Consider the following 21,894-nt stretch of genomic DNA (forward strand, 5'->3'; position numbering starts at 1 on the left):
GGGTGGGTCCGCCGTAGGCAAACCACCACGTTGTTTCAAGCAGAGCAGACCGCCATCGGCGGGGCTGATCGAGTGATACAGATCGAATCCAGCCCTGTGGATAGCGCTTTGCCCAACCTATCCTGCGGACTGATGCCTGCATGCCGATGCGTGGCGCTGAGGCCATCCGCCAAGGGACTAACCCGCTTTGGGATCAGTGGGGCAGAGCGATGCCCTGCTCCTGCGTACAGCCGTTAAAAATCCTTGCACAACCGCAACGCGTCATAGATTGCAGCGTGCGTGTTGCGCTGGGCTACGCAGTCGCCGATTCGGTACAGCAAATAACCGCTCCCCTGTTCCGCCAGGGCAGGCTGAGGCTCAATGGCGAACAGAGCCTCAATGTCGATTTGGCCTTTATTCCGCGCGCCTTCCTTCAGGGCGTAATACAAGGCTTCGTCCGGGCGCACGCCGTTCTCAATGACGATCTGATCGACGACTCGCTCCTCCTTGGCACCGGTGTATTCGTTTTCCAGCACAGCAATCTTCTTGTCGCCCTCGGGATACACCTTTTCCAGCATAAGATCGCCAGTCATGATCACCTCTTTGGGGTAGAGGCTGCGGTAATAGGTTGGGAATGTCGTTCCGCCAATGGCTACGCCCGGCTTGATGTCATCGGTGACGATCTCCACCTGGGCGCCCTTGTCGGCCAGATAGTCAGCCACAGACATACCGGAAAACTCGCAAATGGTGTCGTAGACCAGCACGTTCTTACCCGGCTCGACCTTACCGGAAAGAATGTCCCAGCTGCTCACCACCAGGCCTTCGGCCGCGCCCCAGTGCTCGTTCTGCTCCATGAACGGATGGCCACCATTGGCCAGGACCACGATGTCCGGACGCAAATCCATGAGGGTGTCAGGATCAGCTGCCGTCCCCAGCCGCAGATCAATATTCAGGCGGGCCAGCTCCAGTTGATACCACCGCGTGATACCCGCAATCTGATCACGCTGCGGCGCTTTCGAGGCGAGGGTAATCTGTCCGCCCAGCTGCTCCTGCTTCTCGAACAGGGTCACGTCGTGTCCACGCTCGGCTGAGACGCGCGCCGCCTCCATTCCTGCCGGGCCACCCCCAACCACTACGATTTTGCGCTTGGGCCCGGTGGATTTCTCGATGATATGGGGTACGCCCATGTACTCACGGCTGGTCGCGGCATTCTGAATGCACAGCACGTCCAGACCTTGATACTGGCGGTCGATACAGTAGTTGGCGCCCACGCACTGGCGAATCTGGTCCACCTGTCCCATCTTGATCTTGGCGATCAGATGCGGATCGGCGATGTGGGCACGGGTCATACCGACCATGTCTACATAGCCACCTTCAAGGATGCGTGTAGCCTGGTTCGGGTCCTTGATGTTCTGCGCGTGCAGCACGGGCACGCTGACCACCTCCTTGATACCGGCCGCCAGATGCAGGAACGGCTCCGGCGGGTAGGTCATGTTCGGAATCACGTTGGCCAAGGTATTGTGAGTGTCGCAGCCGGAGCCGATCACGCCAAAGAAGTCCACCATGCCGGTGTCGTTGTAATACTTGGCGATCTGTTTCATATCATCATGGGTCAGGCCGTCCGGATGGAATTCATCCCCACAGATCCGCATGCCTACGCAGAAGTCATCGCCTACCTCAGCCCGCACGGCCTTGAGCACTTCCAAGCCAAAGCGCATGCGGTTTTCAAAACTGCCACCCCACTCATCGGTACGCTTGTTCACACGGGGCGACCAGAACTGGTCGATCATGTGCTGGTGCACCGCTGACAACTCTACACCGTCCAGCCCACCCGCCTTTGCCCGACGTGCGGCCTGGGCGAAATTTTTGATGATACGCTGGATCTCTTCGGGCTCGATGGTCTTGCAGGTAGCCCGGTGCACAGGCTCGCGGATACCCGACGGCGACATCAGGGTCGGCCAATGGCCGCCATCCCAACGGGAGCGCCGCCCCATGTGGGTAATCTGAATCATGATCTTGGCGCCGTGCTTGTGCATGGCATCGGCCAGATTCTGGAAATGTGGAATGATGCGATCGGTGGCAAGGTTCACCGAACTCCACCAGTGCTGCGGGCTGTCGATCGCCACGACCGAGGAACCACCACAAATGGCGAGGCCGATACCGCCCTTGGCCTTTTCCTCGTAATACTTGACGTACCGCTCGGTGGTCATGCCGCCGTCGGTGGCATACACCTCGGCGTGCGCGGTGCTGAGTACGCGGTTGCGAATAGTCAGCTTGCCGATCTGGATTGGTTGGAACATTGCTTCAAAGGCCATCACGGCACCTCATCTCAGCGAATCACGCACAATCTTGTTATCGTCCACTGCGCCATGAACGACGCAAGGCAAGGCTTTACAGCGGCTTGACCACAAATAGGCCGTCGTCGTGGCCTTCTTCCGCGCCGCTGTACACCTGCTCGGCTACGGTACGGACCGCGCTGCCCTTGGCGGCCAGGATCTGGTCCATCGCACCGGCAAACCAGCCGGTAAACATGTAGTCCACCTTGCGGTTGATCTTGCCGTACACATAGACAAAGGCCGAGTGACGCAGGCGGACCTGGGCCGTGCCTGCGTCGACATCGATCTGTTCGATATCAAACAGTCCCCAGCCGCGCTGGGAGAGGCGCTTCATGTAATGTGCGTATACCTCGACGCCGACCAGCCCGTGGCATTCGGCCTCCTTCTCGCACCAATGCCAGGCAGACTTGTAGCCTGCCTTGTAGAGAATCTCGGCGTACTTTTCTGCGCCAAGCACCTCTTCGATACCCATATGGTTGTTGACGAAAAAGTGCCGCGGCACGTACAGCATCGGCAGCGCATCGGTGGTCCAGACGCCAGTTTCGTCGTCGACCTGAATCGGCATTTCGGGGGCATGAGTGGCCATGGTGGTGCTCCAGATAGGTTTGCCAGAGGCCGTTCGGCCTGCATGAAAGGGGGACTTTGGTCGATCAAGGCGGCAAGCGCCTCGACTGTGCGTTCCTGCTATCGCTCTCAAGAAGCGCAGCAGGCCTCGTCCGATCTATTCGCCCCACACATCGCTGAGTACTCTCACCCAGTTCTCTCCCATCACCTTACGCACGGTACGCTCGGACATGCCGCGTCTTAGCAGCGTCTCGGTCAGGTTGGGAAATTCGCCTACCGTGCGGATACCCAACGGATTCACGATCTTGCCGAAGTTAGTCAGCCGGCGGGCGTAGCCCTTGTCATGGGTGAGGTATTCGAAAAAGTCCTGCCCGTGGCCCTGGGTAAAGTCAGTGCCAATACCGATAGCGTCTTCGCCAACGATGTTCATGACGTACTCGATGGCTTCGGCGTAATCATCGATAGTGGATTCGATGCCCTTGGCCAGAAACGGGGCAAACATGGTCACGCCAACAAAACCACCATGGTCGGCAATGAACTTAAGTTCTTCATCAGACTTGTTGCGGGGATGCTCTTTCAGGCCGGACGGCAAGCAGTGGGAATAGCAGACCGGCTTTCTGGATTCGAGAATGACCTCTTCAGAGGTTTTGCTGCCCACGTGGGACAAGTCACACATGACCCCCACACGGTTCATCTCACCAACGATTTCCCGACCAAAACCGGATAAACCACCGTCGCGCTCATAACAGCCAGTGCCCACTAGATTCTGGGTGTTGTAGCACATCTGCACGATGCCTACGCCCAGCTGCTTGAAAAGCTCGACGTACCCGATCTGGTCCTCATAAGCATGGGCATTTTGAAAACCGAAGATAATGCCGGTTTTACCTTGGGCCTTGGCTTGGCGAATGTCGCCGATGGTGTAGACCGGCATGACCAGGTCACTGTTTTCGCGCATCAATTTCTTTTGCGCCGCAATGCTGTTCATGGTGGCCTGGAAGCCTTCCCAGACCGACACGGTGCAGTTGGCTGCTGTCAGACCGCCCTTACGCATGTCTTCAAACAGCTCCCGGTTCCATTTGGCAATGATCAGTCCGTCAATGACGATGCTATCCGCATGCAGTTCAGTGGCATTCATCAGGGCCGCTCCCAGCTGTGATGCGCCGAATCAGTCATCGACGCGTTGAGAGGAGCATATCCCTCAGAATTTCTGCACCATCGTGCAAAAACGACAGGGGTATCACCAGAAGCGTCAAGCCATGTTCAGTCAGTGGCTGGCGGCAAGTTTTCTCTTTGGCTTCCGACGAAGACTAAATCAGACACTCGACTCATGGGGAGTCGAATAAAAAGGGCAGACGCCTAAAAATGTCGAAAAAAAACCCCACAATGCCTATAAGCACGCGGGGTTAAAATGCCCTGTTGGGCCTCAGTGTGTTTCCTCTAGGCCAAGCGTAAGGGCGCTTTTCCCAGATATTCGAGGAGCTAAGCGGCTCAACTCGACAAGAAGCGCTACTTTAGCAGCACCTCTCTAAAACTACCCTGTGACATATTGCCCTCCCTCACGCGATTAGACTTTCGTTTTATTACAAATACGTAACAGCGCAAGCGCACTGCTTTTCGAAAAGCGACTCTCTCGTATCCAGTACCGCCCTGCCGACTTGTCTTGCCAACCGCTACTGCCAAGAATCGCTATGAGACCTTATGGGAGGATCTACCATGATGTACGCAGACTTGATCGACCAAGATGACTTCAGGGACCGCCTGGTTGCGCTAGGTATCGCCATGCCATTGGGCACCACACCCGAACAAGCCTGCCAGCAAGCCTTGTGCGGCCTGAGCCCGGAGCGGGTTACTGCGCTACGGCACCTAGTAGAAGAACTCTTGTCGGGTCGTGTAACACTGCTCCCCTCCGTTCGTGAGGCTATTGCCCGCCAACTGCTGCCCGCCCTGGCCCAGCACCATTAGGCCAGGACGGTCCTGATATCAGCTAAGCCTTACACTGGCAAACGTCGACTCCCCTTGCGCCTGACTTAACGCCGACAGGGCAGACGACGTGGGTAGCAAGGTCAGCTCCTGGGGAATCGGCATCCGCATGACAGGCTGCCCCATTGATACACCCTGCCGCTCGTCACGAGGAGGGATACCAAAGTACTCCCGATAACACTTCGAGAAATGGGGCGTGGAAACGAACCCGCATACAGATGCCACTTCAATAATGGACATGGTGGTCTGCTTGAGCAGCTGCCTTGCTCGAATCAGGCGCAGCTTCAGGTAATAGCGCGACGGCGAGCAGTGTAGATACTTCTGAAACAGCCGCTCCAACTGTCGACGCGAAACAGTTACGTAGACAGCCAGCTCATCCAGATCGATGGGCTCCTCCAGGTTCGCCTCCATCAATGCGACGATTTCCTGAAGCTTTGGCTGATTAGTGCCCAGCATATGCTTAAGTGGCACACGCTGGTGATCCTGCTCGTTACGGATGCGCTCGTAGATAAACATCTCGGAAATCGCGGCGCATAGCTCACGACCATGCTCGCGGCCGATCAGATGCAACATCATGTCCATGGGCGCAGTGCCGCCGGAGGATGTAAAGCGGTTCCGGTCAATGGAAAACAGTCGCGTTGTCAGCGACACACGCGGGAAGGCTTCCTGCATCGAGGCCAGCATTTCCCAATGCACACTGCACTCATAACCATCGAGCAGCCCGGCCTTGGCTAGCGCCCAGCTGCCGGTGCACACAGCACCTAACTTGCGCCCCTGCCGAGCCTGTATCTGCAGCCAGCTCAAATGCTCGCGCATGATGCTTCGCTGGATGCCTACCCCGCCACAAACAATGACCATGTCCATGGCCGGTGCCGCAGTGACAGCACTATCGGGCGTGATCTGAAGACCATCACTGGCACGGACCGGACGGCCATCCAGGCTGAGCGTAGACCATCGGAACAACTCACGGCCCGAGAGCTGATTGGCCATCCGCAGCGGCTCTATCGCCGACGCTAGTGAGATCAGGGTGAAGTTGTCTAGCAGCAGAAACCCGATGGATTGCGGAACACGATGTTGTGGCTGACTTTGATTCGATGACATTGGAACGCCCTCTTCACGCTAAGCCCGGTATGGCCTCATCGAGGCTCTTTTTATCGTCGTGAGTCGTGTTCAGCTGCTGACGGAAGCACCCGTTGTCACGGGATGTAACATCGCCAGGCCGTATGACCCTGACAAAGGCCATCGCAAATGTCATGCCTACCTTGAACAGCTATTCAATTAAAAAGCGGGAAGTGGCTTGGTAAAGCGTTTCCAGGCAGATAAAGCCAAAAGCCATTAGTGACCGATGAGTCATAACAGGCTGTATCCGTGAGCAAATCTGTAGCAATTCGAAGAGCCCGCGTGCGCGGAAAAAGCTTTCTGTAGTAACAGATGGCAGATCGACTTCTCTCCCTGTCAGTTAGCTTCCTCCAGAAAGATGCGCCAAAAGGTGGCAAAACTTTCTCGACGTGTGCAAATTCAGTTCAGCATTGGCTGATGACTCACGGATCGTATTACGGGAGCGCCCGTGATCTAACGTGAAAGACCCCTCAAAAAGCACATCTAATTGCCATCGGCCGCCCCGGCAATCAATAAAAAGAACTATCGGTTGTCCTATCGCCTACAGCGCCTATAAGCCATAGTCTGCATGTATTTAGCAGGTACGCGTAGAGGCAAAAAAAGCGTTTGGGACATAACAGGCGCAGCAACAGGTTGCAACATTGTCGGCTGCCTGGATGTTGGGTAACCTGAATGACTGAGCATGGCGACCGGCCATCTCGCAAGACGCTATCTCTGTTTCGAGCACGGCTTGCCGGCTCGATGTAACTGGATGAACCAGACAGCTTGGCTGCCATGGCTATTAAAACGATAAAACTACTCGGCACCGAACCGGAGACCCTCTCGCTTTACCTTTGCGCCAGCTTCAGGGCAAAGGCCGCCGTCGCTTTCCCGGTAGAAACCGGAAACGCCCAGGCATGCTCCCTTGGTCACAGGGAAGCGCTCGCGCTTTGATGCGTGAAACCTGTGTTTATCAGGCAGGCCACTCAGGTGCCCTGCCGCTTACCGGTAGACCCTCTCCCTCACTGAATGGATTCTCTCTCATTCGTGAGGTCACCCAGGAGGCGGAAGCCCTCACCTCTGGACCGCTTCCCGCCACCTCAGGCACGGCTCTTTCCGGCCGCCCTGTTTCACCTGTTGTTTTAACGAACGCTCCGATTGTGAAATTGCCGCGGTCAAGGTCTGCCATACGGCACAACTGTGCTGGCTGCGACGCCTCGACCTCTGGTTACGACGCCGCCTGCACTGGATGCGACGTGACTAGTAGGCGGTCGATGAACGATCGGTTACAGATAACCCATCACGCAGCGGAGCACATCGGCCCAACCCGCGCCGAACCACGCCCGTTTGCCATGATTTGCCGCCCTGTGCCTTGTGCATGCGCGGCAGCATCAGGAAGGAGACATTCACCATGAAAGGTTGCAATGCGTTACTACTGGCCCTGAGCTTAGGCGCCCCGCTTCTGGCCCAGGCGGCCGAGCCCGAGTCTTGCGCCACCGTTCGCTTTGCCGATGTCGGCTGGACCGACATTACCGTTACCACCGCTGTAACGTCCGAAATCCTGCAGTCGCTGGGCTACAAGACCAAGACCAACATGATCTCCGTTCCTGTCACTTACAAGTCGATGCAAAACAAGGATATCGATGTCTTCCTGGGTAACTGGATGCCAAGCATGGCGGCCGATATCAAGCCCTACAGTGACAACGGCAGTGTCGAAACCCTCCGCGCCAACCTCGAAGGAGCCAAATACACCCTGGCAGTACCGCAGTACGTGTACGACGCCGGTGTAAAGACCTTTGCCGATATCGCCAAGAATGCCGACAAGTTTGACGGCAAGATCTATGGCATTGAACCAGGCAATGACGGTAATCGCCTCATTCAAAGCATGATCGAAAAGAATGCCTTTGATCTGGGCACGTTCAAAATGGTCGAGTCCAGCGAAGCAGGCATGCTTTCCCAGGTGCAGCGCGCCGAGCGACGCAAGCAGTGGGTCGTTTTCCTGGGCTGGGAGCCGCATCCCATGAATACGCGCTTCAACATGAAGTACCTGGAGGGCGGTGACGAATACTTTGGTCCAAACCTGGGCGGCGCCACGATTTACACCAATGTGCGCAAGGGTTACGTCCAGGAATGCCCGAACGTCGGCAAGCTACTGACCAACCTTAACTTCTCGCTGGATATGGAGAACCAGCTCATGGACGACGTACTCAATGGAGGAAAGAAGCCAGATGCCGCCGCGAAAGCATGGCTAAAGGCAAACGCCCAGGTAGTGAGTACCTGGCTGGCCGGGGTAACGACTCGAGACGGCAAGCCCGCCTCCGACGTCATGGCCAAGCTCACGCAGTAACCACCCCAACGACCTGGACAGCCCGGCCGCTAAAGGCGGGCTATCCAGGTCGCTGGATTGTTGATACTCAACTCCAGGGATTCTATCTATGTTCCTTACCGACCATAAGCTCCCGCTGGGGCAAGCCATTTCCGATTTTGTCGACTGGCTGATCATGAACTTCTCGGGATTCTTCGATCTTATTTCCGATGCCCTTTCCACCGTCATCTCAAGCACCACGGGAGCCCTGCTCTGGTTTAATCCCCTGGCCCTGACCGCCATCCTCGTGGCGCTGGTCTATTTCATTCAACGCAGCATTGCCCTCGCGCTGTTTGCCGCCGCTTCACTACTCCTGATCATTAACCTGGGCTACTGGCAGGAAACCATCGAAACCCTGTCGCAAGTCATCTTCGCAACGCTTGTGTGCATTGCCATTGGCGTACCGCTGGGCATCGTAGCCGCCCACAAACCCTGGTTCTCTGCCGCGATACGTCCATTGCTGGACCTTATGCAGACCGTACCGACCTTCGTGTACCTGATCCCAACACTGACCCTATTTGGTCTGGGCGTCGTACCGGGCCTGATCTCTACTGTGATCTTCGCCATCGCCGCCCCGATCCGCCTGACCTGCCTGGGCATTCAGGATGTTCCCGAAGAGCTGATGGATGCCGGCAAGGCCTTTGGCTGCTCACGCTGGCAGCTCCTGACACGCATCGAGCTGCCTTACGCCATGCCCAGCATCGGTGCAGGCATCACGCAATGCATCATGCTGTCACTGTCGATGGTGGTTATTGCGGCCCTCGTGGGCGCTGACGGCCTCGGTAAACCCGTGGTAAATGCCCTGAATACCGCTGATATCGCCCTAGGCTTCGAAGCGGGCCTGGCCATCGTACTGCTGGCCATTCTGCTCGACCGTGTCTGCAAGCAGCGTAATGCCAGAGGAGAACATTGATGAGCGCAATCCGTTTCGAGAATGTCGATGTCATCTTCGGCAAGCAGCCCAAGCAGGCCGTCGAACTGCTGGCTAAGGGGCTTGGCCGAGCTGAGATCTTCGAGAAGACCGGTCAGGTACTAGGTGTAGAAAATGCCTGTCTGGAGGTTCAGAAAGGTGAGATCTGCGTCCTTATGGGGCTGTCGGGCTCGGGTAAATCCAGCCTGCTGCGCTGCATCAACGGCCTTAATACCGTCAGTCGCGGACGCCTGCTCATCGAGCACAACGGCAATGAAGTGGACATCGCCAACTGCTCGCCCTCAACCCTTAAAGAAATGCGCACCTCGCGCATTGCCATGGTATTCCAGAAATTTGCCCTCATGCCCTGGCTGACCGTCGCGGAAAATGTTGGATTCGGTCTGGAAATGCAGGGCCGCTCCAATGCCGAGCGCAAGAAAATCATCGATGAAAAGTTGGAGCTGGTGGGCCTCTCCCAGTGGCGCAACAGCAAGCCCTCTGCCCTGTCGGGTGGCATGCAGCAGCGCGTAGGACTGGCACGCGCCCTGGCCATGGATGCCGACATCCTATTGATGGATGAGCCTTTCTCTGCACTCGACCCACTGATTCGTCAGCAACTCCAGGATGAGCTGCTGGCCCTGCAAAGCAAGGTCAACAAAACCATTGTGTTTGTCAGCCACGACCTTGATGAAGCGCTCAAGCTCGGCACCAACATCGCCATCATGAAGGATGGACGCATCATTCAGCACGGCAGACCCGAGGATATCGTACTCAACCCGGCAGACGACTACGTGCGGACCTTTGTAGCCCACACCAACCCGCTTAACGTGCTGTGTGGCTACAGCCTTATGAAGCCGATCGAGCAGTGCCGTCGCGAGGGTAACGAACTCTGCCTGGATAGCACCCGTGACTATTGGGCCAGCCTGAGCGATGCGCGCAATGTCAAATCACTGCGTCGCAGCGGCGACAGTGTCAGCGTGCAGCGCTGGACGCCGGGCGAGCCAGTCGAGGCGCTCAAGCGCCAGCCTACCCTGGTCGACGCCAGTATCCGGATGCGTGATGCGCTGGAGATCCGTTACCACACCGGCAACAAGCTGATCCTTCAACAAAATGGCTGCGTGGTAGGTATTCTTGGAGATACCGAGCTCTATCATGCCCTCTTGGGTAAAAACCTGGAAAAAGGTCATGAGGAGTCCGAGGTGACTCCTCTACCCACCACCTTTTCCCAAGCAGGCTGACCCTTGATTTGCCGCTCGCCAGGGCGGCTTCAATCCTTCTGACATAAGCTTTTCGATGACTCTGGGCCTTGTATCTACAGGGCCCAAAGTCAGTCTACGCACGCCTCAAGGTTTTTATTGATTGATCGTTCAATTAAAAAACAGTAGACTGAAAATAACTCAGGTGATGCGTGAATGCGAGGAGATAACCGCAATGCCAAAAGTCGGCATGCAACCTATCCGTCGTTCCCAGCTGATTGCTGCCACGCTGGAAGCGGTTGACGAAGTCGGAATGAGCGAGGCGAGCATCGCCCTCATTGCCAAGAAGGCCGGTGTATCCAACGGGATCATCAGTCACTACTTCCAGGACAAGAACGGCCTGCTCGAAGCGACCATGCGCCATCTGATGTCAGCATTGCGCACTGCGGTTCGCGAGCGTCGCGCCACGCTGACCGATAACAGCCCGCGCGCCCACCTGCGCGCCATCATCGAAGGCAATTTCGACGATACCCAGGTTAACGGCCCAGCCATGAAAACCTGGTTGGCCTTCTGGGCCAGCAGCATGCACCAGCCGTCCCTGCATCGCCTGCAACGTATCAACGATGCACGGCTGTATTCAAACTTGTGCTGTGAATTCCACAAGGCGCTCCCCGCCCGGGAAGCCCGTCGTGCCGCTCGTGGCCTGGCCGCCATCATCGATGGTCTTTGGCTGCGCGGCGCACTGGCTGGCGGCAAGTTCGATATCGACGAAGCGCTACGCATTGCCTTCGATTATCTAGACCAGCAGCTGGCCCGTACGGCCGACTGAAAAGGGAGAGAATCATCATGACCCAGCTCGACACTCAAAAGCTCTATATCGGTGGCGGTTACGTCGACGCCACCAGCGGCAAAACCTTCCAGGCTATCAATCCGGCTAACGGCGAAATCATTGCCGAGGTCCAACAGGCCAGCCGGGAAGACGTTGATCGTGCCGTGGCCAGTGCTGCCGAGGGCCAAAAGGTCTGGGCCGCCATGACGGCTATGCAGCGTTCCCGCATCTTACGCAAGGCTGTGGATATCCTTCGCGAGCGCAACGACGAGCTGGCTGCTCTGGAAACCCTGGACACCGGCAAGCCGCTGACTGAAACCCAAGCCGTAGACATCGTGACCGGTGCCGATGTACTCGAATACTACGCGGGCCTGATCCCGGCACTGGAAGGCGAACAGATCCCGCTGCGCGATACCTCATTCGTCTATACCCGCCGCGAGCCGCTGGGCGTGGTCGCAGGCATTGGCGCCTGGAACTACCCGATCCAGATCGCCCTGTGGAAATCCGCCCCGGCCCTGGCCGCGGGCAACGCCATGATCTTCAAGCCCAGCGAAGTCACGCCCCTGACAGCGCTAAAGCTGGCTGAGATTTACACGGAAGCAGGTGTACCCGATGGTGTATTCAACGTGCTTAATGGTGCCGGCGCCGAAGTAGGCGTAGCCCTGACCGAGCACCCGGGTATCGAGAAGATCTCCTTTACCGGCGGCGTATCCACCGGCAAGAAGGTCATGGCCAGTGCTGCCGGCTCGACGCTCAAGGAAGTCACCATGGAGCTGGGCGGTAAGTCGCCGTTGATCATCTTCGAGGATGCCGACCTCGATCGCGCGGCCGACATTGCCATGATGGCCAATTTTTTCAGCACTGGGCAGGTATGCACCAACGGCACCCGCGTCTTTGTGCCGAGCGCCCTCAAGGAGCGTTTCGAGGCCAAGATCCTGGAGCGTGTACAACGCGTTCGTCTGGGCGACCCGCAGGACCCAAACACCAACTTCGGCCCGCTGGTCAGCACCGCTCATATGGAAAACGTTCTGCGTTATATCGAGCATGGTCGCAGCGAAGGTGCGCGTTTGCTGTGTGGTGGTGAGCGTGTTACCACCGGCGAGTTTGCCAACGGCTGCTACGTCGCGCCAACTGTCTTCACAGACTGCCGTGATGACATGACCATTGCTCGTGAAGAAATCTTTGGTCCCGTCATGAGCATCCTGGCGTACGACACCGAGGAAGAAGTGATCCGCCGCGCCAACGATACTGAATATGGCTTGGCGGCCGGCCTGGTTACCAAGGACCTCGCCCGTGCTCATCGCGTCATTCATCGCCTGGAAGCCGGTATCTGCTGGATCAACACCTGGGGCGAGTCCCCAGCCGAGATGCCAGTCGGTGGTTACAAGCATTCCGGCGTAGGCCGAGAGAATGGCCTTGTTACCCTAGGCAACTACACCCGCATCAAGTCCGTACAAGTTGAGCTAGGCGACTACGCCTCGATCTTCTAAACCGCATCATTGCTACCCGTAGGGTGGGTTGGCCCAAGGGCATAACCCACCGTTTTCGAGCGAGCCGCTGCGTCATGCAGTCAATCTCGCCGCTCTTTACGGAGGAATGCCACCATGGCTAAAGAGTTCGACTACATCATCATCGGTGCTGGTTCTGCTGGTAATGTCCTGGCAACCCGTCTGACCGAAGACAAGGACGTAAACGTCCTGCTGCTGGAAGCGGGTGGCCCTGACTATCGCCTCGATTTCCGCACCCAGATGCCGGCCGCATTGGCTTATCCACTGCAGGGGACCCAGTACAATTGGGCATACCAAACTGACCCCGAGCCGTATATGAACAATCGCCGGATGGAGTGCGGCCGTGGCAAAGGTCTAGGTGGCTCCTCGCTAATCAACGGCATGTGTTACATCCGTGGCAACGCGATGGACTTCGACGGTTGGGCCAAGCTTGATGGCCTGGAAGACTGGACATACCTCGACTGCCTGCCCTATTTCCGCAAGGCGGAAACCCGTGATGTCGGCCCCAACGACTACCACGGCGGCGACGGCCCCGTATCAGTTACGACGTCCAAGCCCGGCGTGAATCCTCTATTCGAAGCCATGATCGAGGCTGGCGTACAGGCCGGCTATCCTCGTACAGAAGACCTGAACGGTTATCAGCAGGAAGGCTTTGGTCCAATGGACCGCACTGTGACGCCTAATGGCCGTCGCGCCAGTACTGCACGTGGGTACCTGGATCAGGCGAAGGGCTGCCCGAACCTGACCATCATCACTCATGCCACTACAGACCGTATTCTATTTAGTGGCAAGCGCGCCACCGGCGTTGCCTTCCTGGAAGGTAACAGCAATGAGATCACTACCGTCCATGCAACCCGCGAGGTATTGCTCTGCGCTGGCGCCATCGCCTCGCCGCAGATCCTCCAGCGCTCCGGTGTAGGCGCCAGCGACCTGCTACGCCAGTTCGATATTCCGCTTGTGCATGATTTGCCAGGAGTTGGCCAAAACCTGCAAGACCACCTGGAAATGTATCTGCAATACGAGTGCAAGCAGCCCGTTTCCTTGTACCCGGCGCTCAAGTGGTACAACCAGCCGCAGATTGGGCTGGAATGGATGCTCAAAGGTACAGGCATTGGCGCCAGTAACCACTTCGAGGCAGGCGGTTTTATTCGCTCCAGTGATGAATTCGAGTGGCCGAATATTCAGTATCACTTCCTGCCAATCGCCATTAACTACAACGGTAGCAATGCTATCGAGGCTCATGGCTTCCAGGCTCACGTTGGCTCCATGCGCTCGCCGAGCCGTGGCCGCGTCCACCTGAAGTCACGCGATCCGCGCCAACACCCCAGCATCCTGTTCAACTACATGAGCAGCGAGCAGGACTGGCAGGAATTCCGTGACAGCATTCGTCTCACCCGCGAGATCATGCACCAGCCGGCACTCGATCCCTATCGTGGCCGCGAGCTGAACCCAGGTGCAGATTGTGTAACAGATGCCCAATTGGATGAATTTGTGCGTCAGCACGCTGAAACGGCCTACCACCCCTCCTGTACCAATAAGATGGGTACCGATGACATGGCCGTAGTCGATGGGCAAGGCCGTGTACATGGCCTTGAAGGCCTGCGCGTGGTGGATGCGTCGATCATGCCGCTGATTATCACCGGCAACCTCAACGCTACTACCATCATGATCGGTGAAAAGATTGCAGATCATATTCGCGGTCGCCAGCCACTGGCCCGTAGTACGGCCTCCTACTACACGGCAAACGGTGCTCCAGTACGCCAAGCATCAGCTCAAAGCGAAAAAATAGAAAATAAAGTAAATTCACCGGTTTACAACTGATTTAGAATCCTTATAATGCGCTCCATTGATGCCGGTATAGCTCAGCTGGTAGAGCAACTGACTTGTAATCAGTAGGTCCCGAGTTCGACTCTTGGTGCCGGCACCATCAAATTCAAAGGCTCGCAGAAATGCGGGCCTTTTTATTTTGCGTCTAAATAAGCCAAACCACTTAAAAATTTCGGTTCGGCCGCTTTTTTTCATAGATGAAACATTTTGTTTCATCTTGCAGACGCTACGTCCTTATCTATTGAAACCTCGCCCTGTGTATCGCACTCAGGTGTATTGAGATACAAGAAGAAGAGAGGTTAGCGATGTTTAAAGCAATATTGAGGTTCCTGAAAACACCTGTCGATAATGCTGCATTCGACTGGTTAGGCGATATAGAAGGACGCCACGAATAACGCTCCTACTGAGCGAGGCGCTGTTCAAGCATTGGGAGTAAGCAGCACGTAGCAATAGCCGTGCCTCACCCGATCAGCCCTCACTCCTCCGCTTCTGTTTCTTGAGTATCTCCACTGCCCGGCTCACTTATACTGGCGCCGCCTCGCTATCAAGTGAGCGCCAAAGCCATCGCTGGCTGGTTGCAGAGTGAAAGAACATTCAACTTAGAAGGAAACTGTTGTGGCCGCAGGTAGTTTTTTTGCCCTTTTCGACGACATCGCCACAGTGCTAGATGACGTCGCTGTCATGTCCAAGGTGGCTGCAAAAAAGACAGCCGGCGTATTGGGTGATGATCTTGCACTCAATGCGCAGCAGGTTACCGGCATTAAGGCAGAGCGAGAGCTGCCTGTTGTCTGGGCCGTAGGTAAAGGCTCTCTGATTAACAAAGCCATTCTGGTTCCCGCCGCGCTGCTCATCAGCGCCTTTGCGCCCTGGCTAGTAACGCCTCTTTTAATGCTTGGCGGTGCGTACCTCTGCTTCGAGGGCACTGAAAAGCTTGCGCACAAATTTCTGCCCTCTCACGACCATGACGCTTCAGAGCACGTAAAAGCCGTTGCCGATCCGAACATTGATCTTGTGGCCTACGAAAAAGAAAAAATCCGCGGGGCCGTTCGGACAGACTTTATTCTGAGCGCAGAAATTATCGCCATTACCTTGGGTATTGTGGCTGAAGCATCGCTCATGCAACAAGTTGTGGTCATGTCCCTGATTGCGATAGCAATGACTGTTGGCGTGTATGGTCTGGTCGCTGGCATTGTAAAGCTGGACGATCTTGGACTTTATTTATCCAAGCGCGGCGGCTCGGCTGTACAGGCGATAGGGCGAGGCCTTGTTAGTGCGGCCCCAATGTTGATGAAGGGCCTGTCCGTTGTCGGAACGATCGCCATGTTCATGGTGGGCGGTGGCATTCTGACTCATGGCATCCCAGCCCTGCATCATCTGATCGAAGCCCTGGAACATACGGCCGCAGGCGTGCCGGCAATCGGCCCCGTTCTAGGCGCACTGACGCCTACTCTTTTCAATATCATCTTCGGTATTCTGGCTGGCGCAGTGGTCATGATTCTTGTTGGAATCGTCAGCAGGCTGTTCCGCCGTAAGCAGCCTGTAGGCCACTAGATGCTACCTCGTTAAAATGCAGGACAATGGCAAGCTCAGGTGATACAACCACCTGTCGCTTGCCGTTAACCTCTGCCATGAGCCGTAAACTTCGCGTTCACTCGTCCGCTATTCATTACTTCGACATGGTGCGTCGCTGCCGCTCCATTCGCGAAGCCGCCCGCCGCCTGAACGTGGCGTCATCCGCGGTAAACCGGCAAATACTTAAACTGGAAGACGAACTTGGCGCGCCGCTATTTGAAAGATTGCCGGGTGGGCTTCAGCTGACCTCCGCAGGCGAGGTATTTGCTCGTCATGTTACCGTCGTGCTGCAGGATGTCGAACGGGTTAGCTCAGAGCTGGATGCCATGGCGGGCATTAGAACCGGCCATGTAGAGATTGCCACCGTTGAAGGACTGACAAGCGATTTACTGCCTTGTGTACTGGATGCGCTATATGCCCGTTATCCGCGCGTCACGGTAGGTGTTATGACGTTAGGCTCGCAGGCTGTACCGGAAGCCATTACCAGCGGTGCCGTGGATATCGGATTGGCATTTGGTCTGCAGCGCCATCCTGATCTACAGCAGATGAGGGTCGGGCATTTTCACGTTGGCGCGATTATGGCCCCTGATCATCCTCTGGCGTCTAGAACAGAGGTCAGTTTTGCAACCTGTGCCGAACACCGCCTGATCCTGGCCAAGCCAGATCTTTCAATCCATCATTTACTAAGCACGTTAATTCGGAAAACCGCCCTGCCCCATAAGCCCGCCTTGGAAACCAGCTCTCTGGAGCTGGCACGACAACTCGCACGGCGAGGGGCTGGCATTGCTTTTCAGACACGTATTGGAATAGAGGCTGACTTAGCAGCCAAGACCCTAATACATCTCCCCTTAAGCGACAATGGGGGTCTACAAAGCGATCTTGGCGTGTATGTCCGTAATAATCGCCACCTTCCTGTTGCCGTCGATGCGTTTGTGCGCGCCCTAAGCGAAGAAATCACCCATAGGGAAGGCCTACTAAAACAGAAATGAGTTAAATCCTGATGCCGTTTTGGCAACAGCGTGAGCGATATTCTGTGCTTTGGTGATCGCCTTAAAGTAAGTAATACTCCGACGTAACGACTTGGATGGCGTGCTAAGGCTCGCCACAAGCCTTTCATGAGGGCACGCCATGAATTCGCTGGACATTATAATCATCGGAGCGGGTATCGGCGGCCTTACCGCAGCCATTGCGTTACAGCAACAGGGACATCGGGTTCGCCTGTTCGATCGCAAGCCAGAGTTGACTCCGGCAGGCTCAGCCATCTCGATATGGCCCAACGGCGTAAAAGTTCTTAATGCCCTCGGCCTGGGCGATGCTATTGCTGCCGCCAGTGGTGATATGCAGACGATGAGCTATAGCGACCGAGAGGGCAAACTTCTAACCCGTTTCAGCCTTCAACCCTTGTACGAAACCGTTAATCAAACTGCCCGCCCTATTGCCCGTACAGCACTGCAACGCATCCTGTTAGCAACAGCAGGTGAGCATAACGTGACACTGGGTATAAGCTGCGACTTTGCCGAGCAACGCGATGGAAAAACTATCGCTCATTTTTCAGATGGTAGCCAGCTTGCGGCCGATCTACTGATAGCCGCCGATGGCACACATTCCAAATTACGTGATCTGGTTACAGGACAGAAAACCGAGCGCCGTTACTGCGGCTACGTCAATTGGAACGGTCGAATCGAAGCGACTTCAGATCTCGCTCCGCTTACTGAATGGGCACAGTTTGTAGGTGATCATAAACGCGTGTCCCTGATGCCCATGGGTGGCGGTCTGTTTTATTTCTTCTTTGACGTTCCCCTTCCAGCAGGCACACCAAATGAGCGCAGCCACTACAAAGAAGAGCTAAGCGAACACTTTCAAGGCTGGGCCGAGCCTGTACGCCGGTTAGTCGAGCGCCTCGATCCGGCCACCATAGCGCGGGTAGAAATTCATGACATTGAGCCGCTCACCTCTCTGATTAACAATCGCCTGGTTCTCTTAGGCGACTCGGCACACGCCATGGCCCCAGACCTTGGCCAAGGCGGCTGCCAAGCCATGGAAGATGCCTGGGTCTTAGCCCAACTTCTGACCCAACACGAAGACCTATCAAGAGCGCTCAAGGCCTACGATGAGGCCCGCTTGGAGCGCGTCGCCTCCATCGTCACCCGCGCCCGCAAACGCGCCGAAACCACCCATGGACATGACCCTGTGGTAACGCAGGCGTGGTATCGGGAATTGGCCTATGAAACAGGAGAAGCAGTTTTAAAAGGAATTGAAAAGACAGTTGAGGGAGGGCCGCTGGAGTAACAATGAGCAAGCTCATCAAAGCTACATAGCTATCACCTGCGAGTCTTATTTGTGTTTCAATCCATACGTACCAAAGCAAAAGACCAGGATGGTAACTATTACTCCTGGTCTTTGCATTCAAACTTAAATTGTTAGTCCCTAATCAAATACCATTGAGACTGCGATATTCGGCGCTGCTAGAAAAAGCGGCAGCCACAGACTCAACTGTCATGTTGCCCGCCAAAATTTGCCCCGTCCAAAGTGCCAAACCTGACACATCTGCCGCACGCCTCAGGTAGGTATGGTATAGCTGCTGCACAGCTACTCGGGTCTGGTATTCCCTGCTCTGCTTTAGAGCAGAGGCCACCGAGTCAACCGTCATACTGCCACTCGTGAGCTGACTGGTCCAACTGGCTAGGCCCGCTGCATCTGCGGCACGCCCTAAATACGTGTAATAAAGTTGCTGTACAACACGCGATTGATATTCTGCACTCTTAGTCAGGGCCGCAGCGACAGCGTCAGTTGTCATGCTGCCCGCCATAACTTGGCTTGTCCAAGTAGAAAGTCCTGACGCGTCAGCATCACGTCCCAGATAAGTCTGATAAAGCTGCTGAACTGCATTACGTGTTTGATACTCTTTACTTTGCATTAGCGCAGCGGCAATCGATTCGGCTGTCATAGTTCCATTAGCTAATTGGCCTGCCCAGTTGGTCAGTCCTGCCACGTCTGCTTCGCGTCCCAAATATGTTAGATATAGCTGCTTGATAGTATTGAGTTGGGCTTCAGTGGCTCTGCTGCCTTGAGTCTGTCCACCAGTCAATGGCCCAATACTTGTGCAACTAGTATCGTTAAGGTATTTCTTAAGCGTTGGCCATTGAGGACGCTCTTGCCCATTAATGGGCTCAACGGACATAAAGTAATTGCCCCAACCAGGTCCTGCCGCCCAATAAGTTGCCGGTATGCAATTCTGCTGAAGGTAAGCCAACATGTTATCCATCATAGTGAACCAGCGTGGATCGTTATCCGGCACACCAAATTCACCAATATAACCGCGCTTTCCGTTCTTCTTGAGCCATTCAATAAAAGGCTTGACCCGTTGGACACCGTACATCGGGTCAAGCGTACTCACATCGATCGAATCGTAATTACCGCCCGCATTCGCATCGAAATAAGTATGTGCAGAAAAGATAATGTTATTGGATGGGTCGATCAGCTTGAGCAGAGGCTCATTCCACTGTGCCCAACGGGTCGCTTCTGCCCAACCATTGCCTTCAACAATAATTGGACGGACTTTATCAATGGCACGTACGCCATTGATACCGTACTGCGCAGCAGTCGGCCAATACGCCAACGCACCGTTAGGTTCATTCATGATGTCATAAGCATACAGAGACGATTGCCCACTCCAACGCTGGGCAATCTTTGTCATAACATCTTGGTAGTGGTCATAGGTGACGCTACCGGCACCAATGATTTGTCCACGATAGCGAGCATAGTTATGCAGGTCGAGAATGATTCGGATGTTGTGCTTACTAGCATAACTGAATGTCCGATCAATCAATGCCGCATAGGCAGGGTCTAGCGCACTACCCAAGGTCGGTTGTAAACGCTCCCAAATGATAGGGAATCGTATCAGTCTGACACCGCGGGCGCTCCATTGCTGAAAGTAAGCCTCCACTGGAAAGATGTAGTTGGTTCCGTTGATACCAGGCAGTATCTGTGGTGCAAAACCCGCACCCGAAAGATTCAAACCGACTAGATTAACCTGCTCGGCCCGAGCAGCGCCCAAGTAGCCAAGCGTCAAGAAAACCGACACTGAAAAGGCTGTCAACGTCGAGGCTTTTCTCAAACGATCAAATATGTTCATTATCACCAAGCTGCCAGCGACAAGACGTCTCCTGTATTAGGTCAGGGCGTCTGGTAGGAGTTAAAAGTAGACGGAACAATGACTATGTTCGTCTCTGTCTTGACTGACATTCAAACTCCATGCCAATCAAAACACAGAATGACTCCCAGCAAAGCGGACTCGACTTTTCTACAACCCTCTTTTTTCAATAAATTATAGAAGTTTCAATACTCTCTTACAGACTTGCAAGTTCGATTATTGCCAATAGATATGGCTTTTTAGAATCACTTAATATCTACTTGTAATGAGCCGAGTACTTATAGCGTTCCCTTAAGATATTTTAGCGCCGATTGTGTTTCTAAAGGCCTTAGTGGACTATTCAATCTAGCCCTGCCATGAAGCCCTAAAATATGAATAAGCCTTTTTACTATTTGCATATTCCAAAAACCGGTGGAACTTCTTTAATTTCATTCCTTGACAATCAATTCGAGACCGCCGAGATATGCCCTGCACAGCTTCTGCCAGAGCTTTTTACGATACCCAAAGAGCAACTGTCGCAATACAACTTTTACCGAGGCCATCTCTGGTATGGACTCGATACCTACCTAAATAGGAAGCTTAATTACATTACTATGCTGAGAGACCCAGTGCAGCGCACCATTTCATGGTACGCCCACGTCAGACGCGAGGTTAACGCCTACCGGCATCAGCAAGTAGTAGAGGAAAACTGGTCTCTACTGGATTTTATCCAAGACAAAGAGACCCAATGGGATCTGATCAATACACAAACTCTCTTCTTGGCTGCTGATCTCGACTTTGATCGTTTGTCGAAGGACCCCGTCGGCTATGGAAGAGCCGCTATTCAACAGTATGCTAAGAGACGGGATGACCGTAGCCTTCTAGAGCTTGCCAAGCAACGACTCGAAGTCTTCGACTTCGTCGGCATCACCGAGCGAATGCAAGACTCTATGCTGTTATTGTCTTATGCGTTGAATACCTACCCAAGCACTTCAAAAGAGCGGCTCAACACATCAGCCAACCGGCCAGCTGACAAAGAAATCTCGCCCGATGTCATTGATGCGATAAAAGCGCTAACTCCGCTCGATCAAGAGCTATATGAATGGGCATGTCAGCAATTCGATCACCGTTTCAAGCACATGATTGAACTCTTATTAATCGAACGTTGCCTGCATAACCCAAATAGCCGTATAGCATCTTGGCAAAAGCCGCTCTCCTTAGCTGACCGCGCCCTTTTTCAGCTTAAAATCAATGGATATCCTGACAGGGTAATTCCCTCCGAAAGCCTCACCATCACTCTCGATATCTTTAATATTTCCCGCTTCACCATTGCCAGCCGACCACCCGCGCCGATTAACCTGTCCTATCACTGGCTGGATTTTGAAGGCTCAATAACGGTGTTCGAGGGCTTACGGACTCCTCTGCCTCAGTCGCTGGGACCGCAGCAAACAATCACTGCTCTAATGCACGTTCAGGCGCCGGAGCAAAAGGGTGTCTATACTTTACGAGTGACGCTGGTACAGGAAGGTGTCGCATGGTTTGACGACAGCCAGGCTTTCGCCGATATCGAACTTACAGTCGAGTAACATTCATGGCCA

16 protein-coding genes and 1 tRNA gene are annotated in these 21,894 nt (G+C 54.9%); 12 read left to right on the plus strand and 5 right to left on the minus strand.

The window, feature by feature from the left end:
• Nucleotides 1–233: 233 nt before the first annotated feature.
• The 3 genes from dgcA to IEX86_RS17965 form a co-directional block, all read right to left on the minus strand.
• Nucleotides 234–2,294, minus strand: coding sequence for a dimethylglycine demethylation protein DgcA (gene dgcA / locus IEX86_RS17955; RefSeq protein WP_188867507.1), 2,061 nt, complete (start codon nucleotides 2,292–2,294; stop codon nucleotides 234–236).
• A gap of 76 nt (nucleotides 2,295–2,370) precedes the next feature.
• On the minus strand, nucleotides 2,371–2,901 hold the full coding sequence (locus IEX86_RS17960; protein ID WP_188867508.1) for a DUF5943 domain-containing protein: 531 nt from the start codon (nucleotides 2,899–2,901) through the stop codon (nucleotides 2,371–2,373).
• Between the two features lie 135 nt (nucleotides 2,902–3,036).
• A complete protein-coding gene (locus tag IEX86_RS17965) occupies nucleotides 3,037–4,014 on the minus strand; it encodes a dipeptidase (RefSeq protein WP_188867509.1) in 978 nt (325 codons plus the stop codon).
• A gap of 578 nt (nucleotides 4,015–4,592) precedes the next feature.
• Between IEX86_RS17965 and IEX86_RS17970 the strand changes: the two genes are divergently transcribed.
• Complete coding sequence (locus IEX86_RS17970; RefSeq protein WP_188867510.1) at nucleotides 4,593–4,841, plus strand: hypothetical protein; 249 nt, start codon at nucleotides 4,593–4,595, stop codon at nucleotides 4,839–4,841.
• Nucleotides 4,842–4,859: 18 nt separating this feature from the next.
• Here the strand turns inward: IEX86_RS17970 and gbdR are convergent, their stop codons facing one another.
• A complete protein-coding gene (gene gbdR / locus IEX86_RS17975) occupies nucleotides 4,860–5,960 on the minus strand; it encodes a choline metabolism transcriptional regulator GbdR (protein ID WP_188867511.1) in 1,101 nt (366 codons plus the stop codon).
• 1,408 nt (nucleotides 5,961–7,368) lie between these two features.
• Here gbdR and IEX86_RS17980 point away from each other — a divergent pair.
• The 10 genes from IEX86_RS17980 (at nucleotide 7,369) to hpxO (ending at nucleotide 18,453) form a co-directional block, all read left to right on the plus strand.
• Entirely contained in the window at nucleotides 7,369–8,304 is a 936-nt protein-coding gene (locus IEX86_RS17980; RefSeq protein WP_188867512.1) for a choline ABC transporter substrate-binding protein, read from the plus strand.
• An 88-nt stretch (nucleotides 8,305–8,392) separates the two neighbouring features.
• Nucleotides 8,393–9,235 carry a choline ABC transporter permease subunit gene (gene choW / locus IEX86_RS17985; RefSeq protein WP_188867513.1) on the plus strand — a complete coding sequence of 281 codons (843 nt, stop codon included), beginning with the start codon at nucleotides 8,393–8,395 and terminating at the stop codon, nucleotides 9,233–9,235.
• Nucleotides 9,235–10,470 (plus strand): choline ABC transporter ATP-binding protein, encoded by a 1,236-nt coding sequence (gene choV / locus IEX86_RS17990; RefSeq protein WP_188867514.1) that lies wholly within the window; start codon nucleotides 9,235–9,237, stop codon nucleotides 10,468–10,470. Before choW ends, choV begins: the two co-directional genes overlap by 1 nt.
• Before the next feature lie 193 nt (nucleotides 10,471–10,663).
• Entirely contained in the window at nucleotides 10,664–11,257 is a 594-nt protein-coding gene (gene betI / locus IEX86_RS17995; RefSeq protein WP_188867515.1) for a transcriptional regulator BetI, read from the plus strand.
• Between the two features lie 17 nt (nucleotides 11,258–11,274).
• Nucleotides 11,275–12,747, plus strand: coding sequence for a betaine-aldehyde dehydrogenase (betB, locus tag IEX86_RS18000; RefSeq protein WP_188867516.1), 1,473 nt, complete (start codon nucleotides 11,275–11,277; stop codon nucleotides 12,745–12,747).
• 114 nt (nucleotides 12,748–12,861) lie between these two features.
• The gene (gene betA, locus IEX86_RS18005) at nucleotides 12,862–14,586 is read left to right on the plus strand and encodes a choline dehydrogenase (protein ID WP_188867517.1); all 1,725 of its coding nucleotides are present in this window, start codon (nucleotides 12,862–12,864) and stop codon (nucleotides 14,584–14,586) included.
• Nucleotides 14,587–14,616: 30 nt separating this feature from the next.
• Nucleotides 14,617–14,692, plus strand: a tRNA-Thr gene (locus IEX86_RS18010).
• Nucleotides 14,693–15,207: 515 nt separating this feature from the next.
• On the plus strand, nucleotides 15,208–16,143 hold the full coding sequence (locus IEX86_RS18015) for a DUF808 domain-containing protein (RefSeq protein ID WP_188867518.1): 936 nt from the start codon (nucleotides 15,208–15,210) through the stop codon (nucleotides 16,141–16,143).
• Nucleotides 16,144–16,220: 77 nt separating this feature from the next.
• Nucleotides 16,221–17,153 (plus strand): LysR family transcriptional regulator, encoded by a 933-nt coding sequence (locus IEX86_RS18020; RefSeq protein ID WP_188867519.1) that lies wholly within the window; start codon nucleotides 16,221–16,223, stop codon nucleotides 17,151–17,153.
• Nucleotides 17,154–17,292: 139 nt separating this feature from the next.
• Nucleotides 17,293–18,453 (plus strand): FAD-dependent urate hydroxylase HpxO, encoded by a 1,161-nt coding sequence (gene hpxO, locus IEX86_RS18025; RefSeq protein WP_188867520.1) that lies wholly within the window; start codon nucleotides 17,293–17,295, stop codon nucleotides 18,451–18,453.
• A 142-nt stretch (nucleotides 18,454–18,595) separates the two neighbouring features.
• Here hpxO and IEX86_RS18030 read toward each other — a convergent pair whose 3' ends face one another.
• Complete coding sequence (locus IEX86_RS18030) at nucleotides 18,596–20,299, minus strand: cellulase family glycosylhydrolase (RefSeq protein WP_188867521.1); 1,704 nt, start codon at nucleotides 20,297–20,299, stop codon at nucleotides 18,596–18,598.
• A gap of 389 nt (nucleotides 20,300–20,688) precedes the next feature.
• Between IEX86_RS18030 and IEX86_RS18035 the strand changes: the two genes are divergently transcribed.
• Nucleotides 20,689–21,882 (plus strand): sulfotransferase family 2 domain-containing protein, encoded by a 1,194-nt coding sequence (locus tag IEX86_RS18035; protein ID WP_188867522.1) that lies wholly within the window; start codon nucleotides 20,689–20,691, stop codon nucleotides 21,880–21,882.
• Nucleotides 21,883–21,894: the final 12 nt, after the last annotated feature.

It is taken from the genome of Pseudomonas asuensis (assembly GCF_014646755.1).
Classification (GTDB): domain Bacteria; phylum Pseudomonadota; class Gammaproteobacteria; order Pseudomonadales; family Pseudomonadaceae; genus Chryseomonas; species Chryseomonas asuensis.